This is a genomic window from Microbacterium sp. NPDC058389, assembly GCF_042722305.1.
Taxonomy (GTDB): Bacteria; Actinomycetota; Actinomycetes; order Actinomycetales; family Microbacteriaceae; genus Microbacterium.
This window is the reverse complement of sequence record NZ_JBHXJQ010000004.1, coordinates 12,428-25,870: the sequence shown is the minus strand read 5'-3', so window position 1 is coordinate 25,870 and position 13,443 is coordinate 12,428. Positions and strand designations below refer to the sequence as shown.

13 protein-coding genes are annotated in these 13,443 nt (G+C 71.8%); 7 read left to right on the top strand and 6 right to left on the bottom strand.

Annotated features, from left to right (window positions below):
* Entirely contained in the window at positions 1–1,068 is a 1,068-nt protein-coding gene (locus ACFWJ8_RS06950) for an ABC transporter permease (protein WP_378810134.1), read from the top strand.
* A gap of 146 nt (positions 1,069–1,214) precedes the next feature.
* Positions 1,215–3,539 carry a glycoside hydrolase family 3 N-terminal domain-containing protein gene (locus tag ACFWJ8_RS06945; protein ID WP_378810133.1) on the top strand — a complete coding sequence of 775 codons (2,325 nt, stop codon included), beginning with the start codon at positions 1,215–1,217 and terminating at the stop codon, positions 3,537–3,539.
* A 384-nt stretch (positions 3,540–3,923) separates the two neighbouring features.
* Here the strand turns inward: ACFWJ8_RS06945 and ACFWJ8_RS06940 are convergent, their stop codons facing one another.
* Both ACFWJ8_RS06940 and ACFWJ8_RS06935 read right to left on the bottom strand, forming a co-directional pair.
* The gene (locus ACFWJ8_RS06940; RefSeq protein ID WP_378810131.1) at positions 3,924–4,745 is read right to left on the bottom strand and encodes a DUF3027 domain-containing protein; all 822 of its coding nucleotides are present in this window, start codon (positions 4,743–4,745) and stop codon (positions 3,924–3,926) included.
* Positions 4,729–5,112: a cold-shock protein gene (locus ACFWJ8_RS06935; protein ID WP_378810129.1), complete on the bottom strand. Its 384-nt coding sequence runs from the start codon at positions 5,110–5,112 to the stop codon at positions 4,729–4,731. Before ACFWJ8_RS06935 ends, ACFWJ8_RS06940 begins: the two co-directional genes overlap by 17 nt.
* A gap of 189 nt (positions 5,113–5,301) precedes the next feature.
* Here ACFWJ8_RS06935 and ACFWJ8_RS06930 point away from each other — a divergent pair, with 189 nt between their 5' ends.
* The 4 genes from ACFWJ8_RS06930 to ACFWJ8_RS06915 all read left to right on the top strand — a co-directional run bounded on the left by ACFWJ8_RS06930 (position 5,302) and on the right by ACFWJ8_RS06915 (position 9,457).
* Positions 5,302–5,565, top strand: a complete 264-nt coding sequence (locus ACFWJ8_RS06930; protein ID WP_378810127.1) for a multidrug ABC transporter ATPase — start codon at positions 5,302–5,304, stop codon at positions 5,563–5,565.
* Positions 5,566–5,569: 4 nt separating this feature from the next.
* A complete protein-coding gene (locus ACFWJ8_RS06925; protein WP_378810125.1) occupies positions 5,570–7,294 on the top strand; it encodes a helicase-associated domain-containing protein in 1,725 nt (574 codons plus the stop codon).
* 75 nt (positions 7,295–7,369) lie between these two features.
* Positions 7,370–9,028 carry a DNA repair helicase XPB gene (locus ACFWJ8_RS06920; RefSeq protein WP_378810124.1) on the top strand — a complete coding sequence of 553 codons (1,659 nt, stop codon included), beginning with the start codon at positions 7,370–7,372 and terminating at the stop codon, positions 9,026–9,028.
* Positions 9,029–9,088: 60 nt separating this feature from the next.
* Positions 9,089–9,457, top strand: a complete 369-nt coding sequence (locus ACFWJ8_RS06915) for a VOC family protein (RefSeq protein WP_378810122.1) — start codon at positions 9,089–9,091, stop codon at positions 9,455–9,457.
* 48 nt (positions 9,458–9,505) lie between these two features.
* Here the strand turns inward: ACFWJ8_RS06915 and ACFWJ8_RS06910 are convergent, their stop codons facing one another.
* Complete coding sequence (locus ACFWJ8_RS06910; RefSeq protein WP_378810120.1) at positions 9,506–9,922, bottom strand: hypothetical protein; 417 nt, start codon at positions 9,920–9,922, stop codon at positions 9,506–9,508.
* 62 nt (positions 9,923–9,984) lie between these two features.
* On the opposite strand from ACFWJ8_RS06910, the gene ACFWJ8_RS06905 reads away from it, so the two are divergent.
* The gene (locus ACFWJ8_RS06905) at positions 9,985–10,533 is read left to right on the top strand and encodes a TetR/AcrR family transcriptional regulator (protein WP_378810118.1); all 549 of its coding nucleotides are present in this window, start codon (positions 9,985–9,987) and stop codon (positions 10,531–10,533) included.
* A 30-nt stretch (positions 10,534–10,563) separates the two neighbouring features.
* Here ACFWJ8_RS06905 and ACFWJ8_RS06900 read toward each other — a convergent pair whose 3' ends face one another.
* The 3 genes from ACFWJ8_RS06900 to ACFWJ8_RS06890 are packed head-to-tail and all read right to left on the bottom strand — an operon-like array spanning position 10,564 to position 13,410.
* Positions 10,564–11,271 (bottom strand): pyrimidine reductase family protein, encoded by a 708-nt coding sequence (locus ACFWJ8_RS06900; RefSeq protein ID WP_378810117.1) that lies wholly within the window; start codon positions 11,269–11,271, stop codon positions 10,564–10,566.
* A 1-nt stretch (position 11,272) separates the two neighbouring features.
* On the bottom strand, positions 11,273–12,175 hold the full coding sequence (folP, locus tag ACFWJ8_RS06895) for a dihydropteroate synthase (RefSeq protein ID WP_378810115.1): 903 nt from the start codon (positions 12,173–12,175) through the stop codon (positions 11,273–11,275).
* On the bottom strand, positions 12,172–13,410 hold the full coding sequence (locus ACFWJ8_RS06890) for an NAD(P)/FAD-dependent oxidoreductase (RefSeq protein WP_378810113.1): 1,239 nt from the start codon (positions 13,408–13,410) through the stop codon (positions 12,172–12,174). The genes folP and ACFWJ8_RS06890 overlap by 4 nt, the downstream gene beginning before the upstream one ends.
* Positions 13,411–13,443 lie beyond the last annotated feature (33 nt).

Sequence of the window (13,443 nt, the reverse complement as noted above, 5' to 3'; positions counted from 1 at the left end):
ATGACCGTCCCCACCACCACCGAGCTGACGACGGCGCCCGAGCAGCACGCGCCCAGCACCGAGACGATGGCGACCGCGGCACGCGCGCCGAAGGGGCCCTCGGGCCCGTCGGCGCTGGCGCGGATCGGATCGTCGTTCGCGATGTTCCGCAACCGCAAGTCGCTCACCGGCCTCGTGATCCTCGGCGTCTTCATCCTGGTCGCGATCTTCGCCGATGTCATCGCGCCCTACGGCCCGCTCGACAAGGACTACACGGCGCTGAAGCAGCCGCCGTCGTGGCAGCACCTGTTCGGCACCAGCCACATGGGCGAGGACATCTTCAGTCAGATCGTCTACGGCACGCGGGGCGTCCTCATCGTCGGCTTCCTGTCGGCGATCCTCGCGACCGTCATCGCGGTCGCGGTCGGCGTCACCGCCGGCATCGTGACCGGCTGGAAGAGCGAGGCGCTGTCTGCCCTGACCAACGTGTTCCTGGTGCTGCCCGGTCTGCCGCTGATGATCATCATCGCGACGCAGTTCGACAACCCGAGCCTGCTGCTGATCGCGGCGGTGCTCGCACTCACCGGCTGGGCCTGGGGCGCACGTGTGCTGCGAGCCCAGACGATGTCGCTGCGCAACCGCGACTTCGTGCAGGCGGCCCGCGCGAACGGCGAACCGCTCGGCCGCATCATCACGGTCGAGATGCTCCCGAACCTCATGGCGATCATCGCGTCGAGCTTCGTCGGCACCGTGACCGCCGCGATCCTGGGCCTCACGACGCTGGCCTTCATCGGCGTCATCCCGATCACCAACCTGAACTGGGGCACCATCCTGTTCTGGGCCCAGCAGAACGGCGCGTTCCCCGACTACTGGTGGTGGTACGTCCCCGCCGGCCTGTGCATCGCCCTCCTCGGCATGTCGCTGTCGCTGATCAACTTCGGCATCGACGAGTACGTCAACCCGCGCCTGCGGTCCGCCGGCGAGCGCGCCCGCGCCATGCGCAAGAAGGGCATCAAGGTGTCGAGCGCCGTCACCGCCGTGCGTCCCGTCACCGCCGCGAAGAAACCCGCCGGCGCGAAGGACGCCTGACACCGGCATCCATCCCGTTCCTGATCCGCGGTGCGGCGGCCGAAGCCGCCGCACCCGGGTCGACATCCGCCCGTCGCCGATCGCGACCCCCACCCATCCATCGCCGTACGCACCATCACCGCCCGGCGATCGCTAGGAGAGACCCCGTGACCCTCACCGCCGCAGAGACCCTGCCCTACCAGGACGCGAGCCTTCCCATCCCGACGCGCGTCGCCGACCTCCTCGCGCGCATGACGGCGGAGGAGAAGGTCGGCCAGATGCTGCAGCTCGATGCCCGCGAGGACATCGTCGACATCGTCCACGCCAAGCACGCGGGCTCGATCCTGCACACCTCACCCGCGCGGCTCGAAGAGGCGCACCGCCTGACGGAGCAGACCCGGCTGCGCATCCCCCTGCTCGTCGGCGAGGACTGCATCCACGGGCACTCGTTCTGGGAGGGCGCGACGATCTTCCCGACGCAGCTCGGCATGGCCGCGTCGTGGGACGCCGAGCTCGTCGAGCGCGCCGCGCGCGCCACGGCCGTCGAGGTCGCCGCGACCGGCATCCACTGGACCTTCTCGCCGGTGCTGTGCATCAGTCGCGACCTGCGCTGGGGCCGCGTCGACGAGACGTTCGGCGAGGACCCGCACCTGATCGGCGAGCTCGCCTCGGCGATGGTGCGCGGCTACCAGGGCGAGGGACTCGACGACAAGCGGGCGATCCTCGCGACCGCCAAGCACTTCGCCGGCTACTCCGAGACGCAGGGCGGCCGCGACGCCAGCGAGGCCGACATCTCGCACCGCAAGCTCCGCTCCTGGTTCCTCCCGCCGTTCGAGCGCGTCGCGAAGGAGGGATGCCGCACGTTCATGCTCGGCTACCAGAGCACCGACGGCGTGCCGATCACGCTGAACGAGTGGCTGCTCACCGATGTGCTGCGCGGCGAGTGGGGCTACACCGGCACCCTCATCACCGACTGGGACAACGTCGGGCGCATGGTGTGGGAGCAGCGGGTCCAGCCCGACTACACCCACGCGGCGGCTGCCGCGGTCAAGGCCGGCAACGACATGATCATGACGACGCCGCGCTTCTACGAGGGCGCCCTCGACGCGATCGAGCGCGGCATGCTCCGCGAGGACGAGCTCGACGCCGCCGTCGCCCGCATCCTGACGCTCAAGTTCGAGCTGGGCCTGTTCGAGGACCCGCGCCACCCCGACACCGTGCGCATCGCCGCCGAGATCGCGACCGCCGAGCATCGCGCTCTCAACCTCGACCTCACGCGTCGCTCGCTCGTGCTGCTGCGCAACGACGGCCTGCTGCCGCTCGACGGCGGATACACGGCGGATGCCGGCGGCCGCGCGCTCCCCGGGACCGCCGGGGCCCGTCGCGTCGCGGTGATCGGCCCGCTCGCCGACGACGCCCAGACCCAGCTCGGCGACTGGGCCGGCGGCTCCGGGCAGGCCGGCTGGCTCGACGGCCAGCCGCGCGACATGATCACGACGGTGCTCGACGGGTTCCGCTCGTTCGCCCCTGCGGACTGGACGGTCACCCACGCGCGCGGCGCCGACGTGCTGACGCTCGAAGAGGACCCGGCCGGCGCGTTCTTCCCGGACGGTCAGCCGCGTCCGCAGATCGTCGTGCCCACCTCGCCCGACGAGGCGCTGATCGCCGAGGCGGTCGCCGCCGCGCAGGCGTCCGACGTGGCCGTGGTCGTCGTGGGCGACGTGATCGAGCTCGTGGGCGAGGGCCGCTCCACGGCGACCCTCGACCTCATCGGCGGGCAGATCGCCCTCATCGACGCACTCGCGGAGGCCGGCACGCCGTTCGTGATCGTGCTCATGGCCTCCAAGCCCCTGGTGCTGCCGCCGTCGGCGCAGCGCGCGGCCGCGGTGATCTGGGCCGCGTCGCCCGGCATGGAGGGCGGCCGCGCGATCGCGGAGCTCGCCCTCGGTCTCATCGAGCCGACCGGACGCCTGCCGATCTCGTTCGCACGCCACGTCGGTCAGCTGCCGATCTTCTACAACCAGATCCGCGGCCAGCACGGGGATCGCTATGCGGACCTCACGCAGTCGCCCGCATGGGCGTTCGGCGAGGGCCTGTCGTACACGACGGTGGAGTACGACCGGCTGCGAATCGTCGACACCGAGCTCCGCCAGGGCGACACCGTGCGCGCGACCGTCGAGCTGCGCAACACCGGCACCCGCCCGGCGCGCGAGGTCGTCCAGGTGTACGTGCGCGACACCGTCACGTCGGTCAGCTGGGCAGACAAGGAGCTGAAGGCGTTCCGCCACGTCGACCTGGAGCCCGGCCAGATCGTGACGGTCGAGCTGTCGGTTCCGGTCGCGGAGTGCACGATCGTGGATGCCGCCGGCCGGCGCATCGTGGAATCCGGCGAGTTCGAACTGCTCGTCGGTCCCTCGTCACGCGAAGAGGCGCTGCTGAACGCCGGGTTCCGCGTGGCCTCCCCCGACCCGACGGCGGCCCCCCGCGCCTGACGGACGACGAAAGGGCGGTCCTCCGCGCGCTGCGGGCGCGGAGGACCGCCCTTTCGGCATGTGCGGGCAAGGCCCGGCGCACAGACCGCCGACGATCAGGTTCGACCGGCCGTTGAGCGAGCGAGGAACGAGCGAGACGAAACGCCCCGACCGCACGAACACGGACGATCAGGTTCTACCCGTCGTTGAGCGAGCGAGGAACGAGCGAGACGAAACGCCCCGACCGCACGAGCACCGACGATCAGGTTCTACCGGCCGTTGAGCGAGCGAGGAACGAGCGAGACGAAACGCCCCGACCGCACGAGCACCGACGATCAGGTTCTACCGGCCGTTGAGCGAGCGAGGCACGAGCGAGACGAAACGCCCCGACCGCACGAGCAACCGTCAGCGCTCGTCGTCCTCGTCGGAGTCGTCCTCGTCGGAGTCGTCCTCGTCCGAGTCGTCGTCCTCATCATCGGAGTCGTCCTCATCGGACTCCTCGTCGGCGGACGCGTCGAGCACGTCGATGTCGACGCCGTCGAGGTCGCCGGCGTGGAGGATCGGCGAACCGTCGTCGTCGAAGTCGGCGGCATCCAGATCGTCGACGTCGTCGAGCTCGTCGGCAGACTCGTCGTCCTCTTCCTCGTCGTCGGCGTGCGCGGCCTCGGCGAGCGCCGCCTGCGCGGCGTGGTACTCCGCGAGGCGCTCGGCCCACGGCACCCAGTCGGGCGCGAGCAGCGCGCCGTCACCCGGGAGCAGCTCGACCTCCAGCACCGTCGGCTCGGAACCCTCGACGCGAGCGAGGCTCACCGTCCAGAACCAGCCGGGGTACCCGGGCAGCCGGTTGGCGAACCGCAGCGATACGACGCCGTCAGGCTCCACCCGGTAGTCGGCGGGCTCGCCGATCGACGCCTCGGAGGTGATCTCGCGCAACGCGGCCAGCGCCAGGTCGTGCGCCTCGAACAGCGACGGATCGGGTTCGACCACGGCGACATCGACCTCGACCACCTCGACGTCAGCGTCGGCCTCGACAGCCTCGTCCACGAGATCGACCAGCAGAGCGTCGAGCACGCCGACCTCGACCTCAACGACCTCGACGGTCACAGCCGACTCGTCGATCTCGGGCGTCTCGTCGGTCGCGGCGACGGCATCCACCGGCTCTTCGGGCGCGACGAAGCCGCCGTCGTCGGGACGCGCGTCGGCCGTCGGGTCAGGCGTCGAGCTCATCGGCGACCTTGCGCAGAACCGCCGCGACCTTGTTCGCGTGCGCGCCACTGGGGTAGCGGCCGCGACGCAGGTCGCCGCCGATGCCGTCGAGGAGCTTCACGAGGTCCTCGATGATGATCGCCATGTCGTCGGCAGGCTTGCGCGAGCGCTTGGCGAGGCTCACCGGAGCGTCGAGCACGCGCACCGACAGCGCCTGCGGGCCGCGCTTGCCGTCTGCGACGCCGAACTCCAGCCGCGTACCCGTCTTGGGCGCGGGCGTGCCGGCGGGCAGGGCGGTGGCGTGCAGGAAGACGTCCTGGCCGTCGTCCGAGGAGATGAAGCCGAACCCCTTCTCCTCGTCGTAGAACCTGACCTTGCCGGTGGGCATCGAGAACCTCGCTGAATCGGGCGCCGCGCGGAAAACCGCGGGCGAAACAGAGCATGACGAACGTGAGGGTCGTGCAACCCCCACGCCTGACAGCCTAGTCGCACCGGTGTGCGCGGCGCCGCGGCGAACCGCGATCAGAACGCGTTCACACGACCGGAACCCCTGATCATGACGGGTAGGCTGGAGCGGATGAGCACGAAACCGCCCGGCGACGTCCCCGTACGTCGCATCGACCGCATCCTGGCCTTCATGTCGCTGGGCCTGCTGGCGCTGTCGATCCTGTGCTTCTTCGCGATCATGATCGCCTCGTCCGCGGGCGCGAAGATGGACACCGGCATCTGGCCGGTCGTCGGCGTCCTGGTCTACTTCGCCCCCATCGTCGCCTTCGCGATGCTGCTCGCCGTGCTCATCATGAGCTTCGTGCGGAGGGCTCGGGCGAACCGAGGAGGCTGACCGGGTGGGCTCCGACGCGCGCGCACTCGCGACGCGGCTCGCCGAACTGGACGACGCCGCGCTCGCCAGGACGCTCGCGGCCCGGGGCATCTCGCCGCACATCGGGTGGCACGACTTCTTCGACGCCGCCGACGGCCTGCTCGATCCTGCGCAGCTCGACCGTGCGCTGACGCGGCTGGATCGCTCGGAGCTCATCGCGCTGGCCGCCGGTTCCGCACGTGCGGGCGGCGACGCCGACCTGCTCGCCCTGACCGACGCCGACCACGCACCGTACGAGCCCGTCGCCGGCCGGATCGCCGCGGCCGCGGCATCCCACCCCGGCGCTTTCGCACCGGCCCCGGCGCCCGCCGCACCGACCCCTGCCGCTCCGCGGTCGACGGCCGCGGCCGCGGAGCGGGCCTTCACGACAGCGGGCTCGCTCGCCGACGTCCTGCTCGCGTGCCTGCACACGCCGCTCGCCCGCACGGGCGCGGGCCCCGTGAGCGCCGTCGACCGACGCCGGCTGACCGACGCCGGCGCGATCGCGTCCCCCGACGACCTCGAAGACCTGCTGACCTCGGCGGCCGAGGCGGGACTCGCTGCGGCCCGCGACCGCGAATGGGTGGTGACCGACGCCGGCGAGGCGTGGCTGCAGACCCCCACCCCCCGACGCTGGGAGGTGATCGCCGAAGGCTTCCGGGCAGGGCTGCCTCGCGGCATCCGCACCCCCGACGGCGGGTTCCCGATCCCCGCGTCCTGGCCCGACGCCTACCCGCTCGACGACGACTGGCCGGCCCACGCCGAGCGCCGCCGCCGCATCGGCACCCGCTGGGGCCTGTTCGACCCCGACGAGTCGTCGACGGCGGAGTACCCGTGGACGACGGTGCTGCGGGAGGGCGGGCGAGCGGATGCCGCCACCATGGCCCCGTACCTTCCCGCCGAGATCGACCGGGTCTATCTGCAGGCCGACCTCACCGCGATCGCCCCGGGACCCCTCGCACCGGCGCTCGACCTGCGACTGCGCTCGCTCGCCCTGCGCGAGTCCCGCGCCCAGGCGTCGACGTACCGCTTCACGGCGGAGTCCCTCGGCGCGGGCATGGGCGAGGGCGAGACGGCCGCATCGATGCGGGAGTTCCTCGCCGGACTGTCGTTGACGGGCATCCCGCAGCCGCTCGACTACCTCATCGAGAGCACGGCGTCGCGCCACGGACTCGTCCGCGTGAGCGCCGACGACCTGTCGGGGCGCACGCGGGTCGACAGCGCCGACGCCGGTGTGCTCGACACGATCGCGGTCGACCAGGCCCTGCGCCCGCTCGGACTCGTGGGCGACGGCGACGGCCTGTCGTCGCGGGTCGCCCGCGACGCGGTGTACTGGACCCTCGCCGACGCGCGGTACCCGGTGATCGCGATCGACGCCGCGGGCCGCCCCGAACCCATCCACCGGCGTGCCGCCGCGACGCCGTCGGAGCCCGCCCCCACCCCGGCGCAGACGTACGAGCGGGTGCTCGCGACACTGCGGCACAGCCACACCGCCGGCGGGGAGGCGGGATGGCTCGAACGCGAGCTCGAGCAGGCCGTGCGCACCCGGGCCGAGATCGTCGTCGTCGTGCGCATGCCCGACGGCACCGAGCGCGCACTGACGCTGGAGGCGTCGGGGCTCGGTGGCGGACGACTGCGCGGTCGCGACCGAGCCGCCGACATCGAGCGCACCCTTCCGGTGTCGAGCATCGTGAGCGTCCGCGCGGCGTGAGGTCACGGCCGGGACCGCACGCCGGCGCGCGCCGGGCGGGTCCGCTCATCGCCGACCCCGGTAGACTGGCTCGTTATGGCTGACGGACCCCTCATCGTCCAGAGCGACCGCACGGTGCTGCTCGAAGTCGCGCATCCCGATGCCGAGAGCGCGCGCCACGAGCTCGCGATCTTCGCGGAGCTGGAACGCGCCCCCGAGCACATCCACACGTACCGCATCACACGCCTCGGGCTGTGGAACGCGCGCGCGGCGGGTCACGACGCCGAGGGCATGCTCGCCACCCTCGACAAGTGGTCGCGCTTCCCCGTGCCCCCGTCTGTGTCGATCGACATCGCCGAGACCGTCGGCCGGTACGGCCGCCTCGTCATCGAGCGCGCCCCGATCGCCGAGGACGGCTCGGGCGGCGAGCTCATCCTGCGGTCCACGGATGCCGCCGTCCTCGCCGAGGTGTCCAAGAACAAGCGCATCCAGCCGCTGCTGATCGGCCATCCGTCCCCCGACGCGTTCGTGATCGACGCCTGGGCGCGCGGCCAGATCAAGCAGGAGCTGCTCAAGATCGGCTGGCCCGCAGAGGATCTCGCCGGCTACACGCCCGGCACCCCGCATCCCATCGATCTCGAAGAGGACGGCTGGACGCTCCGGCCGTATCAGCGGCACGCGGTCGACATCTTCACCGACGGCGGCTCAGGCGTCGTGGTGCTGCCCTGCGGCGCAGGCAAGACGCTCGTCGGCGCGGCCGCGATGGCCGAGACCAAGACGACGACGCTCATCCTGGTGACCAACACCGTGAGCGCCCGGCAGTGGCGCGACGAGCTGCTCAAGCGCACGACGCTCACGCCCGAGGAGATCGGCGAGTACTCGGGTCAGACCAAGGAGATCAAGCCGGTCACGATCGCGACGTACCAGATCCTGACGGCGAAGCGGAAAGGCCAGTACGCCCATCTGGCGCTGCTCGACGCGCTCGACTGGGGCCTCATCGTCTACGACGAGGTGCACCTGCTTCCGGCGCCCGTGTTCAAGCTGACCGCCGATCTGCAGGCACGACGCCGGCTCGGCCTCACCGCGACGCTGGTGCGCGAGGACGGCCGCGAAGGCGACGTCTTCAGCCTCATCGGCCCCAAGCGGTTCGACGCGCCATGGAAGGAGATCGAGGCCCAGGGCTTCATCTCCCCCGCCGTCTGCTACGAGGTGCGCGTCGACCTGCCCGCGTACGACCGCCTCGAGTATGCGGCCGCCGCCGACGACGAGCGCTACCGCCTCGCCGCCACGGCTCCCGCCAAGATCGGCGTGGTCAAGCAGCTCGTCGACCGCCACGAGGGCGAGCGCATCCTCATCATCGGCCAGTACCTCGACCAGATCGACGTGCTGTCGGAGGCGCTGAACGCTCCGAAGATCACCGGCCAGACCCCGGTCGACGAGCGCGAGCAGCTGTACCAGGCGTTCCGCGTCGGGGAGATCTCGGTGCTCGTCGTGTCGAAGGTCGCGAACTTCTCCATCGATCTGCCCGAGGCATCCGTCGCCATCCAGGTGTCGGGCTCGTTCGGGTCCCGTCAGGAGGAGGCCCAGCGCCTCGGTCGCCTGCTGCGCCCGAAGCAGTCGAACCACACCGCGAGCTTCTACACCCTGATCGCCCGCGACACGGTCGACCAGGACTTCGCGCAGAACCGCCAGCGGTTCCTCGCCGAGCAGGGGTACGCCTACACGATCCTCGACGCCCACTCCCTCGCGGCGTAACGCCGACGGAGGCGGAGGCCGGCACGGGTCGATGTCGGAGGCAGCCGGTAGACCTGACCCATGCCCCAGAACAATCGCATCGACCTCGTCGAGCTGCCCGCCGCCGATGCGGCCGCACTGTCGGCGGCCCGCACGTTCTACGAGTCGGCCTTCGGGTGGACGTTCACCGCGTACGGCGACGCCTACGCCGACACGGCCGACAGCGGCGTCACGTTGGGCCTCAACGGCTCGGCCGACGCGATGCAGCAGCGAGCGGCGCTCACGGTCCTCTTCGTCGACGACCTCGAAGCCACGAAGGAGCGCGTGGTGGCCGCCGGTGGCAGCATCCGGCACGACATCTACCCCTTCCCCGGCGGCCGGCGGTTCCACTTCGTCGACCCCGCGGGCAACGAGATCGCGGCCTGGTCGCACGATCCCGCACAGCCGTGACGCGTGGATGCCGCGGCCCCGCCCACGGCGGAAGGCCGCGGCATCCCCTCACGCGGCGACGGTCGCGATGATGCACACCGCGAGCGAACCGAAGAACACCACGGGTGCGAACAGCGCGTGGAAGGTCACGCGCCACCCCAGCCGTCCTTTCAGCGCGACACGCACCGCGCGCCAGTAGTCGCGCGCACCGGGTTCGGACACACCGGTGACCGCTCTCGCCCGGCGGACCATCGTGGCGTCTCCGAAGCCGATGAAGACGAGGAGGATCGCAAAACCCGCCCAGGCCCACGCCACGACACCGGTCGCCACGAAGGCGGTCCACGGCACGAGGAACCCGATCATCATGGTCACGTGCGTCAGCACGAGGCCGGCATCGCGCCCCCGAGCGTGCCGCGCCCACGACACCAGGAGCGTCGCGCCCACTGCCGCCTGGATCAGCCAGGCCAGGATCACCGCGTATCCCATGCCGCACACGATACTACGTTCATAGTGCAATGTCACTACGAACGTAGTGCTAGGGTCGGGTCATGGCAGTCACCCGTGACCGAGCGCTCGCGGCAGCCGTCACGCTCGTCGGCGAGCAGGGCGTCCGCGCACTCACCCATGCCCGCGTCGATGCGCAGGCCGGGCTTCCGAAGGGCTCCACCTCGAACTGGTTCCGCACCCGCGACGCGCTCGTCGCGGGAGTGCTGGTCTGGATCGCCGAGCAGGAGCGCACCGAGCTCGTCGCCGCCATTGGGCCCGCGCAGACCTCCGACGACGTCGTCGAGGCGCTGACGGGACTGCTTGCCGACGCCACCGGACCCCACGCCGTGCGCACGCGGGCACGCTACGCCCTCTTCCTCGAGACGGCCGCCGCACCCGGCGTCGGGCCGTCGGTGCACGCCCAGCGATCACTGTTCGAGGAGTGGACCCGCGATCAGCTCGTCAGGCTCGGAGCATCCGATCCGGACGACGGCGCCCGCGCGCTCCTGGCGATGAGCGCCGGCATCATCGTCAACCGCCTCACGGTCGCGCCCGATGCGCCGATCCGCCCCACCGTCGCGCTCGCCGTGCGGGCCGCGGTGGGTCCCTGATCGCGCACCGGCGGTCGGCTGACCAAGTGCTCACCCCGCGGTGTACCGGAGGAACGCGAAGCCCTCGTCGTCGGTGACGACGCCGGCGAGCGCGAACCGGCGGTCACCCTCGGCCGCCCCCTGCACGATGCGCCCCGCGTCTCCCCCGACGAACCGCGGCGCGACGGTGACGCACACCTCGTCCACGAGGCCGTCGGCGAGCAGAGCGCCGAACAGGTGCGGACCGCCCTCGCACAGCACCTGCGTCCAGCCGCGGCGGGCGAACGCCTCGAGCACCATGCCGAGATCGACGACCTCGAGACCGCAGGCGAGGACCGTGGCTACCGGCTCGAAGAGCGCCCCGCGGGCATTCGCCGCTGCATCCGTCGTCACGACCACAGGGCGTCGCACGGCCTCGGCGAACACCGGATCGCCCGGGTCCAGGTGCAGTCCGCCACTCACCACGGCGAGAGCGGGCTGGTCCTCCAGCCCGTGGGCCCGACGCCACTCGACATCCTCGGCGCGCACGCGCAGATCGCCGTAGCCCTCCGCGCGCACCGTGCCGGCCCCGACGAGCACCACATCGGCCATCGCGCGCAGCACCTGCATCAGCGCGCGGTCGGTGACGCCGCCCAGCGCGCCGCTGCGCCCGCCGAGGGTGACGGCACCGTCGGCCGACGACACGAAGTTCATCCGCACGCGGGTGCTGTCGCGGCCCTGCAGCGCGTACGCGTCGAACAGCTCGGACCGGGCGGGCATGTCAGTCGTTCCCCTCGGGGCGCGTGTTGTGCAGCTCGTACGCGGGTTCGCGCCAGCCCAGGATCGCCTCGACCATGCGCATCGCATCGACCGTCTCGCGCACGTTGTGGGCGCGGATGATCCTCGCGCCATGCAGCGCGCAGTACACCGCCGCAGCGAGGGAGCCCGGCAGCCGGTCGCCGCGCTCGCGATCGAGCGTCTCACCCACGAAGTCCTTGTTCGACAGCGCCACGAGCAGCGGCGAGCCGAGCGAGGCCAGCTCGTCGAGCCCCCGCGTGAGCTCCAGCGTCTGCCGCGTGCTCTTGTTGAGGTCGTGCCCGGGATCGAGCACGATGCGCTCCGCCGGCACGCCGCGCTCCAGCGCCAGGTCGCGGCGCGCCGACAGGAACGCCGCGACGTCGCCGATGACATCGTCATAGTGCGGGAGTGGATGCTGCGTCCGCGGCGCCGCGAGGCTGTGGGCGATCACGACGCCGGCCCCGCCGGCCCCGACCACATCGGCCATCGCAGGATCGTGGAGCCCGGTCGTGTCGTTGACGATCGCAGCGCCCGCCTCGATGGCGGCAGCGGCGACCTCGGGATGGAAGGTGTCGACGCTGACGCGGGTGAGCGGTGCCAGCTCGCGCACCACCGGCACGACGCGGGCGATCTCCTCCTCGACGGGCACCGGCGGCCCGGGCGCGAACTTCACGCCGCCCACGTCGACGATCTCGGCACCCGCCTCGACCGCTGCGACGCCTGCGGCCACGGCCGCGTCGAGCGCGTACGTCGCGCCGCGGTCGTAGAACGAGTCCGGCGTGCGGTTCACGATCGCCATCACCGCGATGTGCCGTGCCAGGTCGAGCGCTCCGCCCGGCACGTCGAGGACGCAGCCCGCGAGCACGCCGCTGCCGAGCGCCGTCACGACAGCAGCTCCGCGAGCGGCACCGCAGGATCCCGCAGCCGGTCCGGGTCGATCCGCACGCCCGATCGGATCAGCGCCTGCACGTCTTCGTTGACGTCCCACACGTTGACGTTCATGCCCGCCACCACCCGGCCCCTCTCGTCTGCGGACGAGCCGTCGGTCCAGAACGCGATGAACTCGCGCGCCTCGACGTCGCCTCGCACGAGGATCTCCGCATCCGACATGAGCGGAGCGTAGCCCGACAGCTCCATGCCGAGGTCGTACTGGTCGGTGTAGAAGTACGGGATGTCGTCGAAGGATGCCGGCAGCCCGAGCATCGACCGCGCGGCGACCTTGCCCGCGTTCAGGGCGTTGGCCCAGTGCTCGCTGCGCAGATGTCGCTGCAGCACGGGGTGGAACGCGTTCGCGACATCCCCCGCGGCGAAGACGTCCGGCGCACTCGTGCGCAGCGCAGCGTCGGTGAGCACGCCGTTCTGCAGGTCGAGGCCGGCCGCCTCGGCGAGCGCGGTGTTCGGCACGGCTCCGACGCCGACGAGCACGAGGTCCGCGGCGAGCGTCTCGCCGTCGACGACGACGCCTCCGGCCCTACCGTGGCCGACGATGCGGTCGACGCCGACCGACGTGCGCAGGTCGACGCCGTGGTCGAGGTGCAGGCGGCCGAAGACCTCGCCCATGTCGGGGCCGAGCGCGGCCTCCAGCGGCACGGCGCCCTGTTCCAGGATCGCGACGTCGTTGCCGAGACCTCGCGCGGTGGCCGCGACCTCCATGCCGATCCAGCCCGCGCCGATCACGACGAGGCGACGACCGCCGTCGCGCAGCTGTGCGGCGAGGGCATCCGAGTCGTCCAGCCGGCGCAGCGTCATGACGCCGGGGAGGTCGTGACCGGCGAGCGGGAGCATGCGAGGTGTCGCTCCGGTCGCCAGCAGGACCGCGTCATAGGGCAGTCGCTCGCCGTCGTCGAGATGCACCGCGTGCGCGTCCGGCTCGAGCACCGTCGCCGCCACGCCGGTCACGAGGCGGATGCCGTGGTCGGCGTACCACTGCGCAGGGTGGAGGATGACGGCATCCGCGCCCTCCGTCCCGCCGAGGTACCCCTTCGACAGCGGCGGCCGCTGATACGGCGGGTGGGCCTCGCCCGCCACGACCGTGATGTCGCCGTCGAAGCCTTCGTCACGCAGCGCCTCGGCGGCGGTGCCGCCGGCGAGCCCTCCGCCGATGATCAGCATGTGGGGCATACCGACTCCTCTCGTGGGTGTGCGCCGAGGCCG

What these genes read in the sequence shown, in the direction of transcription:
- ACFWJ8_RS06950 (WP_378810134.1), top strand. Translation starts at nt 1, where the DNA reads ATGACCGTCCCCACCACCACCGAGCTGACGACGGCGCCCGAGCAGCAC.
- ACFWJ8_RS06940 (WP_378810131.1), bottom strand. Translation starts at nt 4,745, where the DNA reads ATGAGCTCGACGCCTGACCCGACGGCCGACGCGCGTCCCGACGACGGC.
- ACFWJ8_RS06935 (WP_378810129.1), bottom strand. Translation starts at nt 5,112, where the DNA reads ATGCCCACCGGCAAGGTCAGGTTCTACGACGAGGAGAAGGGGTTCGGC.
- ACFWJ8_RS06930 (WP_378810127.1), top strand. Translation starts at nt 5,302, where the DNA reads ATGAGCACGAAACCGCCCGGCGACGTCCCCGTACGTCGCATCGACCGC.
- ACFWJ8_RS06920 (WP_378810124.1), top strand. Translation starts at nt 7,370, where the DNA reads ATGGCTGACGGACCCCTCATCGTCCAGAGCGACCGCACGGTGCTGCTC.
- ACFWJ8_RS06915 (WP_378810122.1), top strand. Translation starts at nt 9,089, where the DNA reads ATGCCCCAGAACAATCGCATCGACCTCGTCGAGCTGCCCGCCGCCGAT.
- ACFWJ8_RS06910 (WP_378810120.1), bottom strand. Translation starts at nt 9,922, where the DNA reads ATGGGATACGCGGTGATCCTGGCCTGGCTGATCCAGGCGGCAGTGGGC.
- ACFWJ8_RS06905 (WP_378810118.1), top strand. Translation starts at nt 9,985, where the DNA reads ATGGCAGTCACCCGTGACCGAGCGCTCGCGGCAGCCGTCACGCTCGTC.
- ACFWJ8_RS06900 (WP_378810117.1), bottom strand. Translation starts at nt 11,271, where the DNA reads ATGCCCGCCCGGTCCGAGCTGTTCGACGCGTACGCGCTGCAGGGCCGC.
- ACFWJ8_RS06890 (WP_378810113.1), bottom strand. Translation starts at nt 13,410, where the DNA reads ATGCCCCACATGCTGATCATCGGCGGAGGGCTCGCCGGCGGCACCGCC.